Origin of the sequence: Colwellia sp. BRX8-7 (assembly GCF_014077275.1) — a bacterium.
In the GTDB taxonomy this organism is placed as follows: Bacteria; Pseudomonadota; Gammaproteobacteria; order Enterobacterales; family Alteromonadaceae; genus Colwellia_A.
This window is the reverse complement of record NZ_JACGVP010000002.1, coordinates 283,683-301,737: the sequence shown is the minus strand read 5'-3', so window position 1 is coordinate 301,737 and position 18,055 is coordinate 283,683. Positions and strand designations below refer to the sequence as shown.

Genomic DNA, 18,055 nt, shown 5'->3' with positions numbered 1-18,055 from the left:
ATCTTTAGACGTTTGTGTTGCAACTGTGTAAGTAAAAATCACCAGACAAGCTATAGCTAAGTAACTCGCTTATTTTGCTATAGCTTATGATTACTCCCCAAGTGATCCCCTTATTTTGCTATAGCTTATGATTACTCCCCAAGTGATTCCCTTATTTTACTGTAGCTTATGATTATTTCCCAAGTGATCCCCTAATGCTCTTTTACTTATATTTATACTTGTGCAAAGGATATTGTTCATTTTTACAGGGACTCATTAAACTGATGATAACGATTATTTTTACTGATGCTTAATAGGTAAAGCGCTAAGTCTTTTAACATTACTATTATCGTTAAGTATAAGTTATTACACCGTTAACAGGGGATGTATTGATTATTACCTTAATAAAATTAGACTCTTGTCATATGTACAGGTATGATTTAAAACCGAAAAAAAATCATTTTAGGTCATCATGATAATGTTTACGTTTCGATTGTTTATGGTTATATCTTTCTGTTCAGTAGTATTCCTTGAAACTGCTTTTAGCCAAACACTTATAAAAATTGTTGATCAAAATAACGACCCTCTGCCCGATGCTGTTATTGAGTATGTCATACCTCAACCCGTTATAAATCAATCAATCGATGATCGTATCTACGTGATGGATCAAATAAACAAACAATTTTCCCCTCATGTTTTAGTTGTGCCGGTTAATAGTCAGGTTAGCTTTCCCAATAAAGATGATATTAGACATCATGTTTATTCTTTTTCGCTAGCTAAAACATTTGAATTAAAATTGTATTCAGGTAAACCGAAAAGTCCGGTTCGTTTCGAAGATAAAGGTCTTGTCGTCATGGGCTGCAATATCCATGATGCTATGGTTGGCTATATTTATGTTTCAGATGAAAATAATGCCTACTTAAGTGATACCAACGGAGAGGTCTTGTTAACGCAACCATTAGCGTTAGATACCCAGTTAAAAATTTGGCATCCTAATAGCACTGTAGGTTTAACAAAACATACCCTGTTAACCGTTGATCAAAAAATGATTGATAACAATGAAATTTTTATCACTATAAACGTAAATGCACCTCAAGCAAGAGGCAGTTTTGAAGAGTTAGCTTTCCATGAACACTAGGTTTAGTTTTAAAGCACAAATTACTTGGCTATTAACCAGTTTAATTTTATTAACCGTAATTATTTTAACGGGGAGTAATTGGTTTAGGTTTGCTGATTATGCCGAAAACCAAATCGAACGCCAAATGTATTTTGCTCAAAACGTACTCGACCAAACATTAAGGTCGCAAGAGCGAGTGTTAACGACTACCGCCAGTGTTTTAGCCGCAGACTTTGGTTTTAAACAAGCGGTAGCGACTCGCGACAAAAACACCGTGGAGAGTGTTCTCTTTAATCACGGTAAACGTATCAATGCTGATTTGATGTTGATTCTAGACTTAGAAGGTAAGTTATCGACGACCAGTTCATTACACTCATTCGATGAAAAAACAATTCAAGCAAATATTACTAAACTTCCTTTTAGGGAGGTTCATGCTCAAATTCTAAGTATCGAAAATAAAGTTTACCAAGTTATTGTTGTCCCGGTTAAGGCGCCAAGAGTTATTGCTTACACCGTGATTGGCTTTGAATTTGACCAAGTTGCACTATTAAAATTGAAAGACCTCATCGCTTTAGACTTAACATTAGTGCAAAACAATCAACTGATTGAGTCAAGTATCGAACGTGAAGACATTATAAAACAATTGTTACAAGGCACTAAACAACAGTCGCCAAACTTATTGCTAACACGAGCAGATTACTTCCACAAAACCATCAACTTCGGTGGTTCTAAAGATATAAAAGCAACCTTGTCTGTGCCTTTAACACAAATTCAAAGTGATTTTAATCGGCTGATTTTTTCTATGTTGATAATAGCGGTGATTGTCATCGTTATTGCTATCACCTTTTCTCGCCTGTTATCTCGAGGCTTATCTACGCCGTTACATATTTTAATGGAAGTTACGAAAAAAATTGGCCGCGGTGAACTTAATGTGCCTAAATTGGCCAACCGTTTGCCTGTTGAATTTAGCGAACTTTATCAAGGATTTTCATTGATGGGCGCGGCTATTGAGAATCGTGAGCAGTCAATTGTTTATCAGGCAGAGCGCGATATATTAACCGGCTTATACAACCGTCATAAAACATTAACGAAAGTAGCTGACTACTTTAATAAAGATATTCACTTAGTGGTGATTACTTTTAATATTAAAGCCTTTAAGGCACTTAATGACACCATAGGATTGACTAATGGTGATAATATTTTAAAAGAAATTGCTGCCCGTATTTTAGTCTATATTGAAAAATCAAATCATAACTTAGAGCACGATATTATTGCTGCGCGCACTAATTCAGATGAATTTTTATTGGCTGTTCCTATACAGAAAACCAATGAAATAAAACATTTTATCGAATTGCTGCAGAGTGAACTTAATCGTCCTTTTTGGCTTGATGACATTAAAATTAATTTATCACTTTATTTTGGTGTCGCCAACTCTATAGAGCATGGTGTCGATGCGGAGCGATTGATCAGGCGATCAACCATGGCAGTTGCTTCAGCTTATCAAGACCAGGTCTTATTGCGATTTTATCAAGATGGAGAAGACGAGGCTTACCTTTATAAGTTGCGCTTAATAGAAGAGTTAAAAGAGGCACTTGAGTGTGAAGTAAGTCCACTTTTCATGAATTATCAGCCAAAATTAAATATGAATACCGGTAAAATTGATAAACTTGAAGCGTTAATTCGTTGGATAAATAAAGAAGGTAACTTTGTAAACCCAGAATTGTTTATTGATTTAGCTGAAAAGGCCGGTTTGATTGTATCCTTAACACGCTGGGTGATCCTACAAGTTATTCAACAAACTGAACAATGGAATAAGATGGGCTACCGTTTTAAGGTAGCGATTAACTTATCCGCACAAGATATTCAAAATGAGCAATTTGTTGATTATTTACTTAACACAGTAAATAATCACGAAGTGTCAACATCGCAAATCACTTTGGAATTAACAGAGAGAGATATTGCCGAAAACGAAGCATTAGTCGTTGCGCGTTTATCTCACCTAAAATCATTAGGTTTTCTGATTTCAGTCGACGATTATGGTATTGGTCAATCTTCATTAGCTAAGTTAAAAAGTTTACCCGTCGATGAACTGAAAATTGACAAAACCTTCATTTTAAAGTTAGAACAATGCCAGAAAGATCAAGATATTGTTGCCTCAACTATCTCTCTTGGTCATAAACTTGGGCTGAGTGTGGTCGCTGAAGGTGTTGAAAACAAAGAAAGCTTAATGTTATTAAATGACTTTCAGTGTGACTATGCACAAGGTTACTATTTATCAAGACCTGTTAGCGCTGAAAAATTTATAGAATGGTATAAAACTTATGAATCGCCTCTTTAGCCTTATATTACTCCTTTTACCTTTGACTAGCTTCGCTAATGGTAAAATATTAGCAACCCCTGGTGTTTCTCAAGTCGAGGGCTCAGGAGGCGGTGGTCTAGTGCCTTGGGCGCAATTAGCGGGTTATGCAACGGAAGACGAAATAGCCTTTTCTGCCTTTTGTTCGCAGGCTAACGTGAAAGACTTTCAATTAAATAGCTGCGGAGGGCAAATTAATTTTTATGACCGTGTCGAGTTTTCATTTGCTAAGCAAAATTTTCAGGTCGACCCATTATCATTAACCTTATCTCAAAAAATTTTAGGTCTTAAAGTACGTTTGTACGGTGACTTGGTTTATAGCACTTGGCCACAATTATCAGTAGGTATACAGCACAAATCACTATCAACTGCCGATGTCGCTTTTTCATTAGGCGCGAAAGATGACACAGGTACCGATATTTATTTAGCAGCGAGCAAGCTTCATTTAGGTTTGTTGGCCGGCTATAACGTGTTATGGAATGCCACTGCTCGTTACACAAAAGCAAATGAAATGGGGTTACTCGGTTTTAGTGGCCCAAAAGGTAATGGTGCATTACAAACCGAAATGTCAGTAGCCGTATTAATGAATAAACACTTGGCGATTGGCACTGAATATCGCCATAAACCAGACAATTTAGGTCTTGGAGAAGACGACTGGCAAGATGTTTTTGTTGCTTGGTTCCCAAACAAACATTTGAACGTTACTCTCGCCTATCTTAATTTAGGCACTATAGCTGCATTAGCCGATCAAAAGGGTTGGTATTTATCTTTGTCGGGATCTTACTAATGATTAAATATGTTAACGGTTTTTTTATTGTCCTAGTCCTGCAACTTTGCCTTGGCTGTAGTAGTAAGAATTTAATACCAAGTGATGAACTTTATCAAGATATTGGCGGTCATCAAGGGATAGAACAACTTGTTGATGCTTTTGTAAAAAGAATTGTCAAGGATAAAGCAATACTGCCTTATTTTGCCAAGTCGAGCGTCAAACATTTCAAGCACGGTTTTATCAACCATCTGTGTGGTGTGGTTAATGGTCCCTGTAAATATAATGGCGATAGCATGATTGATATTCATACCGGCATGAATATCAATGAAGCTGATTTTAATCGTGTGGTAGAGTTGTTAATAGAGGCGATGGAAGATGTTGATATCTCTTATCAGTCCCAAAATAAAATATTGGTTAAATTAGCTGCTTTGAGACCAGAGATAATAAAAATGTAAAGTCGGCAACTGTTTCTATCTGTTGCTTAAGTTAGCCCTAACAACATTATTTGCGTTTAGTTTTAATCGATTACCTCTATACCTTAATATAAACGAAAAATAAGCAAACATAATGATGTTAATTATGTAATAGCGAAGGTAAAATTGCGCCAATTGTGTCAACAGTCATTTTTATGTTGTCTTGCTAAAGGTAGTTGAAATTTTATGGATTATTTTGAACAGTTAGGCGTGAGTAGGGTGTCAACCACCATCGAAATTAAAAAAGCTTATCGAAAACTTGCCAATAAATATCACCCAGATAGAAATGATAATGTTGAAGCCAAAGAAAAGTTTCAACTTATTCAAAAAGCATATGATGTTATTTCTGATCCAAAAAAACGGTCATTATATTTAAAAAGTAACTATACGGTAATAACCGATCCGCGAGAAATTGCTGATTCTTTTTGGCAAAGTGCTTTTAATCAAGCGCAGAATTAGCCTTTTTACTAGGAGATTTGTATGCAATCCCAAACTAACTTACCAGAATATTTAACGGATGATTTCTCTATGTATTTAGAGAATATGAATTCATTATCGGATCCAGAAAATCCTGATCTATTATCAAATTATTTATCAAATTTGTTTGAACAATTAAAGCAAATGCCTTTATTATTTAATGGCATGGTTGATCAGTTGGCGATGGCTATCTCAACTAAGGTAAGAATCAATAGTAAAAATTTATCGACAATCGAGCTTAACGATGAACCAGAGTGGGCTGACGTTAAGCCTTTTGTCGGCGTTCATGCTGATGCTCGAGCATGTATTACTGAAATAATGGCGCATGCTGAAAACGACTTGAAAAAAGCTGTTTTGCTGATTCATTTCTATAATGGTTATGATGCAACGCCCTTAAAAGCCGAAGAAGATGATTACGCTCAAGTCGATGATGACGATGAATCTAATGATTATGATGAGAACTACTAAGCTTAATCAATAAGAGTATAATTAAGTTTAACTCACCATTAAAAACCGAAATAATCGACAAATAAATATAAGTTTTAAGGAATCAACTTGACAAAAAATGCATTAATTCTAGCTAGCGATATTATAGAACAAGCACAACACAGCGGTAGACGTGCAGGCACTTCATTAGAGGCTATTGCCTCTGAGCACGGCGACGAAAAAATGCTGGCAGTGTTAACCGAGATGGATATTTTAACGGTAGCAAAAATTGTCAGAGAGCACGATGCCACCATTCCCTCTATTGCCACATGGTTAATGGATGCTGAGTCAATAAAACAACTCTTAAATGTTGAACCATCTTACTGGCAAAATATTGATGAAGACCACGTCTTTTGTGCACAAACAGAAGCGCATAGTTTGTTAACGCAAATATTTCTTTCTTCTGATGATGAAGAAAAACAACGAGAAGTATTAACGGCGATAGTTGAAGACGACTTTGGTCTTTTATACTTGTCTTTACCATTCATCGGCCATGATTTTTCAGAAATTGAAGAAGATGAAGAACAAACCTCTGGTAGTATTGAAGAATTATTAATGAAAATAAAATCCTTAAGCGAAGAAGCTTATCGTGAAGTAATGACGGTTAGTACCAATGGCACACTCGATAATATAGAGAATGCATTAAAGCAAAATGCAAATAAACAAAGAGTGACTGCTGTAGAAATGGATACCGACGATATGTTTGCGCCTCTTTAACGCTAAACTGCCACCGTATTTATTTAGCTTATAATAACCGCTTTAATTGATTGGAATTCATCAATGAACATTGCAGAGTTAAGAAATTATCCGTTTTTACTTTTAGTATTAAGAGACGGCGAAAGTGAAGGTTTTTTTACGCCTGAATTTATGCATAAAACCAAGCAACAGTTATCTGATATGTCTTTGAGAATAGCGTCTGATAATCTATCAATAATTTATGCTGATCAAATTAAAAAAGGCTGTGAAATTGTTCTGGGAATGAGTAATTTAGGTTTGTTAGACCTTTGTGATAACGACACAGATAAGGCAAAAGAAATTTTAAAAAGCCAAGGTGTTGTTTATTGCTTTCGGGCAGGCTGGGCAAAGTATGCTCAATTAAAAACAATATCCCCTTCATACTTCGAAGAAATATCTATTCGCCGTTACGCTTTAGCCATCAATGATACAACTGATATCAGAGTAATGCATACAGCGTTAGTTAATGAAGGGTATAAAAGTGCCAAGTTATTACAAGTTTATAAAAGCATTGCCACAGATTATTGTGCAACCAGTTTACTTGTTGACGATGATGAAGAGGTATTGTTGTTTGAATTACAAAAATTTCTAAACACCGCCATTGCATTATTACTTATTGATAGTGATAAAAAAGTTTTTACTACAAGTTTGTACGAGCAGTTGAATACTTACCTGACCAAAACAGATAAACAGGCCCTACTGACTAAAGTCGATACTTGTATTGCCAGTTTTACTGAACAATTATCAGTTTTAACTAAAGGTTACCTGCAAGATATAAAGTTATTAACGTTCACTGAACTTAAGGGCATTATTGATCAACAGGAAAATCTCTCTATTTATATTCAGGAGATATTAGAACTGCCTATCACTGTTGCTAATGAGCTCAATGGCGACTTTGACGGTGGCTATGACTTTCATGCTGACGATGAAGATGATTTGGCTTATTTAAGACCTGAAGGGCAATAATAAAAGTATTAACCAATACTTAAAAGTAAGCGATAACTTGTTAAATAACCGTGCACTAGTGCGGTTATTTCTTTGTGATAACTCAACTCCAGATAAAATTTTCAATGCTATTCATTATTAGCGCTTTTTTTTAGTTTTTGTTAATACAATTAAACCTTCCCTTTATTAAGTTTAGACCTGTCGGTTGAAATATTACTTTCTGTGTTGATAAAATATATCTAAGGCAATTACTTGTACAGATTGGTTGACGTAAAGTTTAGGTTTAAGCTACCTTACTCATCATATTATTATTTTTGGATAAAGGGTTATGGATGAATAGAATAAAGAGGCGTTTTTTACCTGTTGTTTGTTGGGTTGCTGGTAGTGTAATAGTGAGTGCTTGTTCTTCTTTACCTGTTTATCAGAACTTGTCTAGTGACGCGATAGTGGTTAATGCTAAAAAAAACAGCCCTGAGTTAGCCGATGAATTTACAGTAGACATAGGTGATAACTTATTAACTAAAGTGTCAGGTAGCTACTTAGAAAAAAAAACGCAGTCTGTTAGTTTACTTACTCATATTAAATTTATTTACGATGAACACCCAGGATTAAGCAAAGGAAAAACCACCCTGTTAGGCATGAGTCGCTCAGGGGGCAATGCCGCTTGTTTTAATGACGCTGAATATGATGATGGTTTGGTTAAATTTTGTTTATTTGATGAAAACAAAGATGGGTATTTTGAATTGGGAACTTTTGCTGGCGATGAAAGTGTTACTTTAAATATCCCTTATAATATTTTTAGCGATAACAGTAAGACCCCTGAGAAAGGCTATTTCAGAAAAACACTCTCTTATAAAGGATTATCAAACGGTAAAATTAACTTTAACTATGCTGAATACTCAGCAAACATGGCTAAAGCGACTTTTAGCCAAGATTTTTCTATAGAAAATAAAGAAGGTGCGCATATCCTATTTAATTTCAAAGGCGCTGAAATAAAAATCAAGCAAGCGACGTTGTTAAATGTTACCTATGAAGTCATCCAATACTTTAAGTAATTATTTTAGTTCCCATTCTCCCCAATAAAAAAGCCTGATAAGTCAATTATCAGGCTTTTGTCATAAAAAATTATAATGGCATTAAAAGATTAGAAACCACATTGCTTGCCTTTGTTCTTCTCTTTTAACCAGACTTGTAAAGGAGCAAAGTAATCGAGTACTGCGGTTGCGTCCATTTGTTTACTCCCAGTCAACACTTTATAAGCTTCTTGCCAAGGCTGACTAGAGCCCATTTCTAACATGGTATTAAGTGCTTTACCGGCAGCCTTAGAGTTGTAAATTGAACAGCGATGAATGGGATCGGTATTACCTGATATTTCACAAAGCGCTTTATGAAACTCAAATTGTTGAATATGCGCTAAGAAATATCGACTGTAAGGTACGCCACCAGGCACATGGTATTTCGCACCGGGGTCAAATGCATCAACTTCACGAGCTACGGGTGCAGCAATGCCTTGATACTTTTGACGTAATTCCCACCAAGCTGTATTGTAATTCTCTGGTGTAATTTCTCCTGAATAGACTTTCCAACGCCATTGATCAACCATTAAGCCGAAGGGGATGAAGGCTATTTTCTCTAACGCCATTTTCATTAATAAACCAATATCTTTTGATTCGTCAGGGATAGTGTCGATTAAGCCAATTTCTTTCAAGTATTTAGGTGTTACTGAAAGTGCAATGGTGTCACCAATCGCTTCATGAAAACCATCGTTGGCACTATTTTGAAAATAAACGGGTTGATCTTGGTAAGCGCGCTGATAGAAATTATGACCAAGTTCGTGGTGAATAACGTTGAACTCTTCGCCGGTTTTTTGAATACACATTTTAATGCGAATATCATCTTTTGCATCAAGATCCCAAGCGGAAGCATGACAAACAACATCGCGGTCTGCTGGTTTAGTAAATAATGATCGCGTCCAGAATGTTTCAGGTAATGCATCGAACCCTAAAGATGTAAAAAAGGTTTCAGCCCCTGCAACCATTTTAATTTCGTCATAGTTATTTGCAGCTAACTGCTCGGTAACATCATAACCTGGATCTGCATTTTCAGGAGCAACTAACTCATAGATATTCCCCCATGATTGTGCCCACATATTACCCAACAAATGAGCGGGAATAGGTTGGTCTTGTGCTACCTTATCTTCTCCATAGGTTTTGCCTAGTTCGCTGCGAACATAGCAGTGAAGGTCATCGTACAAGGGCTTTACTTGTCCCCATAAACGGTCAAGTTCTTTAGCGAAATCGTCAGCAGGCATATCGTAGTTTGAACGCCACATGGCGCCTAAGTCTTTGTAGCCTAGCCCTTGTGCACCCTCATTGCCTAATTCAGATTGACGAACAAATAAAGGTTTCATCTCTGGACTAATTGTTCGCCAGCCTTGCCACATTTCTAGCAATTCGTCGTAATCACGTGATGTTGCCATCGTCGAAGTCATTTCACCCAAGCTTAATTTTTTTCCAGCTTGGGTCGTGTATGTTCCTTTACCGTACATGCCGCCAAGTTCAGAGCCAATTTTTGCCAGTTCAGCTGACTTTTCAGAATCTTGTGGCGCTGGCATAACTAAGCTTTGCTTTAAGGTATTTAATTTTCTACGTTGTGTCTCTGTAACATCGACATCGTCAAATTTAGCCGCTGCCATAGCGAAACGAACGCCAGCTTCTGTTGATTTTTGGTTTGCTGCCGCAGATAGGGCGGCTGTATCATCGGTAATAAAATTTGAATAAATCCATTCGGCACGGCTCCCCTCAATACCTAGAGCGATTAATTCTTTTTCGGTAGCGTTAAGAAATACATTCGCATCTTTTGCTGTTAATGCTGGAGCTACTTGCGTTTGTGCTTGTTCAGTTTGTGTAGAATTTTCATCATTACATGCAGTAAGTGAGGCCAATACACACAAGGCTACGCTTGTTTGTTTGAATAGTTTTATCATAACAGTCTTATATTTTTATTATTAATAGATAATGAATCGCCAGTATATAAAATTGTCTAGTCAGCTTAAAGCTTTGACCGCAAAAACTGATCAAACTTTTACAATACTCTGTGATTAAGTAAGTTTGAACATTATCTTACTAGGTAATTAACGGGCAAACGTTAACGCGATTAACGTTAAATAAAAGTCGAGATTAAAGATAACCGATGTAGATTAAATCAGATAAACCAGTAGGGAAGTATCAACGTATCTAAACGTTTTAGTTGTTTCGATAAAAAGCACTAAACACTTTTACGTTGAGTGCTTTATATCGCCATATTATGCTCTTTACTTTCAGTGTGTAAAACTTAACCTTAGCGAATGTGATTAAGGTTAAATTAGGCTTATAAACGTAGAATTTAATGCTAGGGCTTAACTTTTATTCTTGGACTGAACTGATCGTCATCTCCAGTACTTTGTACGCTTCAATATTCTCTTCAATAAAGCGTAAAGGTCTACGTTGCGTTTTTTACGAATATAACAACGTTTGGTCTGTATTGTGATCGTTGCCATATTCATCTGGCTGTGAATAGGTAATAGAGGAGGTGGTCATACCAAAACAAAGGCTATCTTGTTGAATTTAAATGTAAATTTATTGATTTGTATATTCATTGTTGCGTTATTTCAAACGCTTGTTTAAACTAGGCTTAATTAATGATGAATATTTTCATTTAGGGCGCAGGTAAGAGGTACCGTTGGCACATGAGTACAAAAAACAAAATTTTAGATGCAGCAGAAAAATTATTCGCAACGCAAGGTTTTAATGGTACATCATTAAGAGAAATTACTAGCCAAGCAGAAGTTAATTTAGCCGCAGTAAATTACCATTTTGGCTCTAAAAAAGAGTTAATAAAATCAGTAATGTCTCGTTATATGAACGAGCTTTCACCTCGTTTAGAATTATCGCTAGTGAATATATGCGAACAAGATGATTTAACCTTACTTGAAGTGTTTTCAGCTTTTATTGAACCCTTGTTATCATTAAATGAATTTAAAGAAAATGGTACCAGTAATTTTTTACAATTATTAGGACGAGGTTATAGCGATAGCCAAGGCTTTTTGCGTTGGTTCTTAACGACACAATACCCAGGCGTTATTAATAACTTTGTTAAAGCGGTGCAAAAAGCTTATCCAGAGCTTACTGCTGAAGAAATGTTTTGGCGTTTGCACTTCACTATGGGCACAGTGGTTTTTACCATGTCTTCGAGTGATGCTTTAATTGATATCGCTAAAAGTGATTTTGATCGTAATATGGACATTGCCGGCGTGATTAAACAAGTTATCCCTTATGTCGCCGCAGGTGTTGCTGCTCCTTTACTTTAATCTTACTCTTTTATCATTTTTATATGATATATCCGTGATACTTCAATCTGTCAGCGATAATTTTCAGGTATCACCGTTATATATCAATATCAGCCTTTGTAATTACTATTGATTTAGGTAAAGTAGCAACATCAAAAACTTATCATCTTCAAAGTGTGTATATGGGTCCTATTATGCTAGATGTGCTTGGCACATCTTTAACGGCAGAAGACAAAGAGCTTCTGCAACATCCTCTTGTTGGCGGGTTAATTTTATTTACTCGTAATTATGAATCCCCTGAACAAATAGCAGAATTGACTGCTGATATCCGCCGTGCCGCTAAAAAGCCATTGATTATTGCCGTTGACCATGAAGGTGGTCGAGTTCAGCGATTTCGTGATGGCTTCTCTCTTATTCCGGCAATGGGTAAGATTTGGCACTTTGCCGAAGAAAATATTAGTGTGGCGCAAGAGCTGGCTAAACAAAGTGCAATATTAATGGCATTAGAAGTTCAAGCCGTCGGTATTGATATCAGTTTTGCACCTATTCTTGATATTAACGATATTAGTGCTGTTATTGGTGATAGAGCTTTTCATAAAAATCCAGAAATTGTTTGTCAACTCGCTAGTGCTTTTGTCGATGGCTTACATTTGGTTGGTATGAAAGCTACGGGTAAGCATTTTCCTGGTCATGGCAGTGTTGAAGCTGATTCTCACCTTGCTTTACCTATTGACTCTCGTTCACGTGATGAAATATTCGCTGTTGATATGTTACCTTTTAAAACGTTAATTAATCGCAATAAGGTCGATGCATTAATGCCTGCCCACGTTATTTTCCCTGACGTTGACCGCGAAGCTGTCGGTTTTTCTCCTTACTGGCTCAAAGATATTTTGCGTAAGCAACTTGGTTTTAGTGGCGTTATTTTCAGTGATGATTTATCGATGGAAGGTGCTGCATGTGTTGGTGGTTATGTTGAACGTGCTGAAGCAGCCCAACAAGCAGGTTGCGACATGCTATTACTGTGTAATAACCGAGATAGCTGTATAGATGTCATTGACCATGCCAATATCACTATTGATGAAAAAAGTAATCAGCGCTTATTACGTTTATTGAAAACGTCTACGAGTGGGCTCAGTGAGTTAAAGGCGAATACTCATTGGCAACATGCTCGACAAGCATTAGCCGAATACTTATAAAATAATTTTGTCGTCCTCTTAAAAATAATAAAAATAGAGAGTTAAATGAAGTTAACTAAACAAAGTTTTATTGTCTTAGCACCCGCACTAGCCTTTGGTTTTTACTTTTTGCTACTTTGGTTAGGCTTAGCAGAAAAACCCGCAACTGCGGCGGCAATAACATTACTCACCGTTATTTGGTGGGTTAGTGAAGCGATCCCCATTCCTGCTACATCTTTAGTCCCTTTCGCTTTGCTGCCATTATTGGGGGTTGTTGATCATAAAACAGTAGCTTCATCATTAGGTAGTCACGTTATTTTATTGTTAATGGGGGCATTTATGCTCTCTAAAGCGATAGAGAAAAGTGGAGCACACCAAAGACTTGCTGTTTACATGGTTAAGTTAGTTGGCGTATCAAGTGGGCGGCGATTAGTCTTTGGTTTTATGTTAGCGTCTGCTTTATTAAGTATGTGGATTTCAAATACCGCAACGACGTTAATTATGCTGCCGATTGCATTAGCTATACTTACTCATGTAGATAACAAAGAACTTAAAGTCGCTTTAATTTTAGGTATTGCCTATGCTGCGTCGGTTGGCGGTATTGGTACCCCGATTGGTACGCCACCCAATGTTATTTTTATGGGCATATATGAAGAAAATACAGGCCGAGAATTTGGGTTTTTATCATGGATGAAAATAGGCGTCCCGATAGTGTTAATCGCTTTACCTATTATGGCATTCTGGCTAACAAGAAAGGTAAAACTCGACCATGAAATAAAGTTACCCGCGCAAGGCGAATGGCGAAGTGAAGAAAAAAGAACACTGTGGGTTTTTGGCCTTACAGCACTCGCATGGATCACTCGCTCAGAGCCCTTTGGTGGCTGGAGTGACCTATTAAATGTTCAAATTGCGGGTGACAGCACCGTCGCTTTATTTGCCGTGGTGTTAATGTTTTTAATCCCTAATGGTAAGGGCTCGCGCCTGCTTGATTGGGACACTGCTAAATCAATACCCTGGGGAATGTTGCTGTTATTTGCTGGCGGTATTGCCATTGCTAAAGGGTTTGTTGAATCAGGTTTAAGCCAGATACTAGGCGAATGGCTGTCTTCGTTGGCTAATTTACCGGTAATTGTGATGATACTGACAATTTGTTTAGTGGTTACTTACCTCACAGAAATTACCAGTAACACCGCGACAGCAACCTTACTTATGCCTATTTTGGCTGTCGTTGCCACCTCTGCTGGTTACGATCCTATGGTATTAATGGTGCCCGCCGCTATGTGCGCGAGTTGCGCTTTTATGCTGCCTGTTGCTACTGCGCCTAATGCAATTGCTTATGGTACCGGTGAACTTGAAATTAAAGATATGGTGAAAGAAGGGGCAATATTAAGTTTTATCTTGTCTTGTTTAATCGCAATTGTTTGCTATTTATTTTTGTTATAACAAAAGTAAGGGGCTAAATTTTAGCCCCTTTATCTTAATTACCTAGCATAAATGTAATGGCAAATTATGCTTCTATTATAACGCCATTATGATTTATGTTGCCGTTAACATTAGCCCCAACATGCCGAGAGTAAAGCCTAACACAGCGCCCATCGGTGGAGCCCAATGATTTTCTAGTTTTACTTGTGGTGCCAAATCTTGAAATATTGAATAAAGAATTCCGCCTGAAGCGAAAAGCATAACCGCGCCAATAATCTTGGGGGACTCAGATAGCCATAAATAGCCAGAAACTGCGGCGATAGGCCCAAGTATTGCCATTAAAGCAAAGACCATGATAATTTTTTGCGGTTTATAACTTGAAGATGCACTTAACTCACGATAAGCGCTAAATCCTTCAGGTAAGTTTTGTAAGGCAATTAAACCAGCTAGCAAATATGCACTACTACTTCCTGTTGCGAATGCTGCTCCAAGTGCTATTGATTCTGGAATGAAATCAGCAAGCATTGCTGCTAGTTGACTGGCAGGTGTATCTATTTTTTTTAGATAAATATCTAGTGCCATAAAGCTAAGCCCGCCAACAATAAACCAAATGCATGCGGGTAATATATCAAGATTTTCCATTCCTTCAGGTACTAATACTAAGGCAACTGCCGACAACAGCGCTCCGCCACCAAAAGCCATAACGCTATGTCTGAGCTCTTGTTCAAGCCAGTCATTGCCAATCTTTTCGAAGCAGGCAAGGGCAGCACCAAGTGGCATAGCCAAACCAGCAAGAAATGTTGATACGATAACAGTGAGTAATATAGACATGATTTTATCACTTAAGCAGTAAGTGCCCCATTGTGAGGCTATTGTTTAATACAATGAGATTAGTTAGGCCATTAAAGGCCTTATAATTTGACTACTGTGTTCTGTGACCCTTTATTAAAAGCAGCGAGTAAATCGACATTTTAAATGATCACAGTGATTTTTTATTGATCAGTTGAGCTAATACAATTACCACTAGCGCAGCAGTAAAACCACCAAAAACAACAATCATCATTTGTGGCATAGTATAACCGAAGAATTGCCAATTTATGTCACCACAATCTCCTGTTGCTTCAAACAAAGAAGGTAACCATTCGTGTAAAGGGGCCCAACTTGGGAAGTTAGGTACAAACTCACAACTATAGAGAAATGATAATGTAGCTGATTGAATTTCAACGTGCTCAATGGCAATCAATAACCCCCATATAGCGCTAACACCCCAGAGTGTCAATGCGACTGAGCGTAAGAGAGTATTTTTATTGCCCATGCTGCCAACTATGCCAGCAAAGAATATTCCCCATAGTGCTGTACGTTGGTAAATACACATAATACAAGGAGCTAAGCCCATTACGTATTGAAAATAAAGAGCCGATAATTCTAAACCAAAAACGGTTAGGCTAAGTAATTGCCAAGCGCGAGTGTTTACTGATAAATCACTTAAAAATTTCAAAAGTTTTCCTTAATCATGTTCAATGTTGTTATTTTAGATTGTTATTTTAGATTGTTATTTTAGATTGTTATCTAGTTAACTATAGGCATCATCACATATTGATACTTAAATTGATGTGATAGTGACATTAGCGTGATAGTTGCTAGCACTTAGTTTTTTGCACAAAAATGACTTGTATCATTAGTATAAATAAAGCGCCATAAGGGCGCTTTATTGATACAAGTTAACAGTAAAACTACTAGATGTTAACTTTAGTGTTCTTGTGAAGATGAAGCCCCACCTTCAGTCATGTGATGCTGAATTAAACCCGAGTCATAAAAATCTTGTGTCGATTGCTCCAAATGACCTGAAGAAATAGCAAGTAAACCAATAATGGTCAATACGATAGTATAAGGGAAAGCCATAATAACCATACGACCATATGACAATCTAACTAAGGGAGCAAGCGCTGAAGTTAATAGGAATAAAAACGCAGCTTGGCCATTTGGCGTAGCAACACTCGGCAAGTTAGTGCCTGTGTTAATAGCAACAGCAAGTAAATCAAATTGGTCACGGCTTATTATTCCTGAAGAAAGTGCTTTTTCAATTTCAGTAATGTATACCGTGCCAACAAATACGTTGTCACTGACCATAGATAATAGGCCATTAGCTAAATAAAACATGACTAATTGCATGTTACCTTCAAAAGTTAATACCCAAGTGATGACGGGCGTAAATAATTGTTGGTCAACAATAACGGCAACGATGGACAAAAACACCACTAATAGCGCGGTAAAAGGTAATGCTTCTTCAAAAGCATGACCAATTTGATGTTCTTCAGTTACACCTGTGAAAACGGTTGCAAGTATAATAACGGATAAACCAATTAAGCCAACTGGCGCTAAATGTAATGCTAAACCAACAATCAACCAAACGGCGATTAATCCTTGCACGACTAATTTTACATTATCACTTTTATTGCGTTTTTTACTTTCTTCAATGTCGAAGTCACGTAATATTTGATAAACATTTTCTGGCAGGGCAAAACCATAACCAAACCATTTGAACTTTTCTAATAAAGCACATGTGATTAAACCTGAAACAAATACAGGAATAGTAACGGGTGACATCCGAATGGTGAATTCAATGAAATCCCAACCGGCTTGCTGACCAATAATCAAATTTTGTGGTTCGCCCACGATAGTACATACACCACCTAAAGCTGTACCAACACCCGCGTGCATCAATAGGTTACGTAAATATCCTCTAAAGCTTTGTAAATCGCTTTTTATATCATCATCATCGGGATTGTCATGGGGATGGTCTTCACCTATAGAGGCAGCTTTATGATAGACAGAATAAAAACCTAGGCCAACGCTGATTATTACCGCAATGACGGTTAATGCATCTAAAAAGGCTGATAAAAATGCCCCTGAAAAACAGAATAATAATGACACCACTATTTTTGAACGGATCTTAGTGACTATTTTCGTGAACAAAAAGAGCAACAAACTCTTCATGAAATATATTCCAGCAACCATAAAAATCAGCAGCAGAAGTACTTCGAAGTTAATCATTAATTCATGTTTTACATGAGCGGGTGAAGTCATCCCTATGGCAATAGCTTCAATCGTTAATAAACCGCCGGGTTGCAGCGGGTAACATTTTAATGCCATTGCTAAAGTGAATATAAACTCTATGACTAATGCCCAACCTGCAATATAGGGGTCAACATAGAAAAAGAGGATAGGGTTAATCACTAAGAATGAGATAATTGCCAGCTTGTACCACTCAGGCGAGTTGCCAAGAAAGTTTTTATAAAATGCACTCATGAAGGATTGTTGCATAATTGACCTGTTTATTTTAAGTATATGACGAATTGTGTCTCGCCTTGAATGGATCTTGTTTCTGTTATTTTGATAAAAAATGCATAGTAGTTTAAGTACCATTGAAAAGCTTGTAAATAATCTATCTTTATAGCGTAATCGTGGCCTTTTCTTCTGAGAATATAAGGCATGAGTCCTTTATATTATTTAATAACTTAGCCGCAGTGATATTTATTGAATTGCCGTTTTGCTTGAAATGCTTCGACTCTGCAGTATTAAATTAAATATTGCCTTTATAAATACACACTTTAGCCCCGCGTTAAACACCATCGATTGAGCTATAAATTCACAATGAGCAAGCTAATTCTAGATTTTCCATGCTATTTCGCAGAATATAGCATGTTAATATTGCTAAATTATTGAGTTAATCGATGTTTATGCATAATAAGTACTTTAATAAGATAAAAATTTATTAGGGGGGCTTTCGTGAC

At 36.9% G+C, this 18,055-nt stretch carries 16 protein-coding genes; 12 read left to right on the top strand and 4 right to left on the bottom strand.

From position 1 onward, the window contains the following. The first annotated feature begins 457 nt into the window (after positions 1–457). From H4J57_RS03390 to H4J57_RS03350, 9 genes are all read left to right on the top strand, one after another. A complete protein-coding gene (locus H4J57_RS03390; protein WP_182241948.1) occupies positions 458–1,117 on the top strand; it encodes a methylamine utilization protein in 660 nt (219 codons plus the stop codon). Then, entirely contained in the window at positions 1,107–3,434 is a 2,328-nt protein-coding gene (locus H4J57_RS03385; RefSeq protein ID WP_182230621.1) for an EAL domain-containing protein, read from the top strand. Before H4J57_RS03390 ends, H4J57_RS03385 begins: the two co-directional genes overlap by 11 nt. Further along, entirely contained in the window at positions 3,418–4,239 is an 822-nt protein-coding gene (locus H4J57_RS03380; RefSeq protein WP_182216345.1) for a DUF3034 family protein, read from the top strand. Before H4J57_RS03385 ends, H4J57_RS03380 begins: the two co-directional genes overlap by 17 nt. Next, complete coding sequence (locus H4J57_RS03375; RefSeq protein ID WP_182241947.1) at positions 4,239–4,676, top strand: group 1 truncated hemoglobin; 438 nt, start codon at positions 4,239–4,241, stop codon at positions 4,674–4,676. Before H4J57_RS03380 ends, H4J57_RS03375 begins: the two co-directional genes overlap by 1 nt. A gap of 204 nt (positions 4,677–4,880) precedes the next feature. Beyond that, positions 4,881–5,153: a DnaJ domain-containing protein gene (locus H4J57_RS03370; protein WP_070376442.1), complete on the top strand. Its 273-nt coding sequence runs from the start codon at positions 4,881–4,883 to the stop codon at positions 5,151–5,153. Positions 5,154–5,174: 21 nt separating this feature from the next. Beyond that, on the top strand, positions 5,175–5,639 hold the full coding sequence (locus H4J57_RS03365) for a hypothetical protein (protein ID WP_182241946.1): 465 nt from the start codon (positions 5,175–5,177) through the stop codon (positions 5,637–5,639). 87 nt (positions 5,640–5,726) lie between these two features. Next, positions 5,727–6,374, top strand: a complete 648-nt coding sequence (locus H4J57_RS03360; protein WP_070376444.1) for a hypothetical protein — start codon at positions 5,727–5,729, stop codon at positions 6,372–6,374. Between the two features lie 63 nt (positions 6,375–6,437). Then, complete coding sequence (locus tag H4J57_RS03355; protein WP_070376445.1) at positions 6,438–7,358, top strand: hypothetical protein; 921 nt, start codon at positions 6,438–6,440, stop codon at positions 7,356–7,358. A 311-nt stretch (positions 7,359–7,669) separates the two neighbouring features. Next, entirely contained in the window at positions 7,670–8,392 is a 723-nt protein-coding gene (locus tag H4J57_RS03350) for a hypothetical protein (protein WP_182241945.1), read from the top strand. An 89-nt stretch (positions 8,393–8,481) separates the two neighbouring features. Here H4J57_RS03350 and H4J57_RS03345 read toward each other — a convergent pair whose 3' ends face one another. Beyond that, positions 8,482–10,323: a M2 family metallopeptidase gene (locus H4J57_RS03345; protein WP_182241944.1), complete on the bottom strand. Its 1,842-nt coding sequence runs from the start codon at positions 10,321–10,323 to the stop codon at positions 8,482–8,484. Between the two features lie 741 nt (positions 10,324–11,064). On the opposite strand from H4J57_RS03345, the gene H4J57_RS03340 reads away from it, so the two are divergent. The 3 genes from H4J57_RS03340 to H4J57_RS03330 all read left to right on the top strand — a co-directional run bounded on the left by H4J57_RS03340 (position 11,065) and on the right by H4J57_RS03330 (position 14,282). Continuing rightward, a complete protein-coding gene (locus H4J57_RS03340) occupies positions 11,065–11,685 on the top strand; it encodes a TetR/AcrR family transcriptional regulator (protein WP_070376448.1) in 621 nt (206 codons plus the stop codon). A 161-nt stretch (positions 11,686–11,846) separates the two neighbouring features. Beyond that, on the top strand, positions 11,847–12,860 hold the full coding sequence (nagZ, locus tag H4J57_RS03335) for a beta-N-acetylhexosaminidase (protein ID WP_182241943.1): 1,014 nt from the start codon (positions 11,847–11,849) through the stop codon (positions 12,858–12,860). A 45-nt stretch (positions 12,861–12,905) separates the two neighbouring features. Beyond that, the gene (locus H4J57_RS03330) at positions 12,906–14,282 is read left to right on the top strand and encodes a DASS family sodium-coupled anion symporter (protein ID WP_182216333.1); all 1,377 of its coding nucleotides are present in this window, start codon (positions 12,906–12,908) and stop codon (positions 14,280–14,282) included. A 93-nt stretch (positions 14,283–14,375) separates the two neighbouring features. Here H4J57_RS03330 and H4J57_RS03325 read toward each other — a convergent pair whose 3' ends face one another. The 3 genes from H4J57_RS03325 to nhaB form a co-directional block, all read right to left on the bottom strand. After that, positions 14,376–15,092, bottom strand: coding sequence for a ZIP family metal transporter (locus H4J57_RS03325; protein ID WP_182241942.1), 717 nt, complete (start codon positions 15,090–15,092; stop codon positions 14,376–14,378). A gap of 148 nt (positions 15,093–15,240) precedes the next feature. Continuing rightward, entirely contained in the window at positions 15,241–15,759 is a 519-nt protein-coding gene (gene dsbB / locus H4J57_RS03320) for a disulfide bond formation protein DsbB (protein ID WP_182241941.1), read from the bottom strand. A gap of 251 nt (positions 15,760–16,010) precedes the next feature. Continuing rightward, positions 16,011–17,585 (bottom strand): sodium/proton antiporter NhaB, encoded by a 1,575-nt coding sequence (nhaB, locus tag H4J57_RS03315; RefSeq protein ID WP_182241940.1) that lies wholly within the window; start codon positions 17,583–17,585, stop codon positions 16,011–16,013. Between the last annotated feature and the right edge of the window lie 470 nt (positions 17,586–18,055).

Bases quoted from the DNA above. Each gene is read 5' to 3' on its own strand.
- H4J57_RS03330 (WP_182216333.1), top strand. From the start codon at position 12,906: ATGAAGTTAACTAAACAAAGTTTTATTGTCTTAGCACCCGCACTAGCC.
- H4J57_RS03325 (WP_182241942.1), bottom strand. From the start codon at position 15,092: ATGTCTATATTACTCACTGTTATCGTATCAACATTTCTTGCTGGTTTG.
- H4J57_RS03380 (WP_182216345.1), top strand. From the start codon at position 3,418: ATGAATCGCCTCTTTAGCCTTATATTACTCCTTTTACCTTTGACTAGC.
- H4J57_RS03365 (WP_182241946.1), top strand. From the start codon at position 5,175: ATGCAATCCCAAACTAACTTACCAGAATATTTAACGGATGATTTCTCT.
- H4J57_RS03375 (WP_182241947.1), top strand. From the start codon at position 4,239: ATGATTAAATATGTTAACGGTTTTTTTATTGTCCTAGTCCTGCAACTT.
- H4J57_RS03370 (WP_070376442.1), top strand. From the start codon at position 4,881: ATGGATTATTTTGAACAGTTAGGCGTGAGTAGGGTGTCAACCACCATC.
- nagZ (WP_182241943.1), top strand. From the start codon at position 11,847: ATGGGTCCTATTATGCTAGATGTGCTTGGCACATCTTTAACGGCAGAA.
- H4J57_RS03350 (WP_182241945.1), top strand. From the start codon at position 7,670: ATGAATAGAATAAAGAGGCGTTTTTTACCTGTTGTTTGTTGGGTTGCT.
- H4J57_RS03390 (WP_182241948.1), top strand. From the start codon at position 458: ATGTTTACGTTTCGATTGTTTATGGTTATATCTTTCTGTTCAGTAGTA.
- H4J57_RS03345 (WP_182241944.1), bottom strand. From the start codon at position 10,323: ATGATAAAACTATTCAAACAAACAAGCGTAGCCTTGTGTGTATTGGCC.
- H4J57_RS03385 (WP_182230621.1), top strand. From the start codon at position 1,107: ATGAACACTAGGTTTAGTTTTAAAGCACAAATTACTTGGCTATTAACC.
- H4J57_RS03355 (WP_070376445.1), top strand. From the start codon at position 6,438: ATGAACATTGCAGAGTTAAGAAATTATCCGTTTTTACTTTTAGTATTA.
- H4J57_RS03340 (WP_070376448.1), top strand. From the start codon at position 11,065: ATGAGTACAAAAAACAAAATTTTAGATGCAGCAGAAAAATTATTCGCA.
- nhaB (WP_182241940.1), bottom strand. From the start codon at position 17,585: ATGCAACAATCCTTCATGAGTGCATTTTATAAAAACTTTCTTGGCAAC.